General features: G+C 60.7%; 1 protein-coding gene. It reads left to right on the top strand.

Annotated features, from left to right (window positions below; translation table 11 throughout):
* Nucleotides 1-168: 168 nt before the first annotated feature.
* Nucleotides 169-894 (top strand): oligosaccharide flippase family protein (locus tag IL54_RS19335; protein ID WP_037480490.1); only part of this gene is annotated, 726 nt, incomplete at its 3' end.

Genomic DNA, 894 nt, shown 5'->3' with positions numbered 1-894 from the left:
GGCAACCTTCCAGAGCGCTTCCATAAGGCAGCGCCCCGTCCGGTGAACACGCCTCTAAGCGGGGAGGCCTGACCCGTCAAATGCTTTTTGCATTTTTGTTTCAGAAATTTTTGCAGGTTAAGGGCTACACCCGGTTCGACGCGACCATGGCCAAGGGTGACAGGTAGAATGAGTTTGCAGGATGCCGACGCGAATGACGCGGGATTCGGCGCACGCATAAGAAGCGCGATCTTCTGGCGCTCCGGCAGCCAGATCGTCTCGCAGATGATGAGCTGGGTCGTGACCCTGGCGGTCATACGCCTGCTCGATCCGGCGGACTATGGTCTGTTCGCCATGACGCAGGTGATCCTGAACTTTGCGACCTTCTTGAATGGCTATGGCCTGGTGAGCGCGTTGGTCCAGTCCGATTCGGTCACGCCGCACCGGTTGCGGCAGGCATTTGGCATCATGCTGCTGCTCAATGGCGCACTGGCGGCGCTGCAACTGGCGATCGCGCCGATCGCGGCGGACTATTATGACCAGCCGATGGTCGCGGACCTGCTGCGGGTGCAGGCGCTGCTCTACCTATCCACACCCTTCATCTCGATTCCCGAAGCCATCATGGGACGGGCGCTGGATTTCAAACGGCCTGCCTTGGTCAATCTGATCGCGGCCTTCGCCTCGGCGGCCGTTGCGCTCTATGGGGCGCTGTCCGACTGGGGGGTGTGGACGCTGGTGTTTGCGCCGATCGCGGGCTTCTGGATCAAGGGGCTCGGCTATATAATAGCGACGGGTTTCCGGCCGGTTCCTAGCTTCGATTTTCGCGGGACCGGGGCGATGGTGATTTATGGCGCGTCGTTGCTGGGCGGGCAGCTGTTCTGGATCGCGCAGAGTCAGGCGGATATCTTCATTGGC

Origin of the sequence: Sphingobium sp. ba1, assembly GCF_000743655.1 — a bacterium.
Classification (GTDB): Bacteria; Pseudomonadota; Alphaproteobacteria; order Sphingomonadales; family Sphingomonadaceae; genus Sphingobium.
The sequence above is the reverse complement of the archived record's forward strand: the minus strand, read 5'-3'. Positions and strand labels throughout refer to the sequence as shown.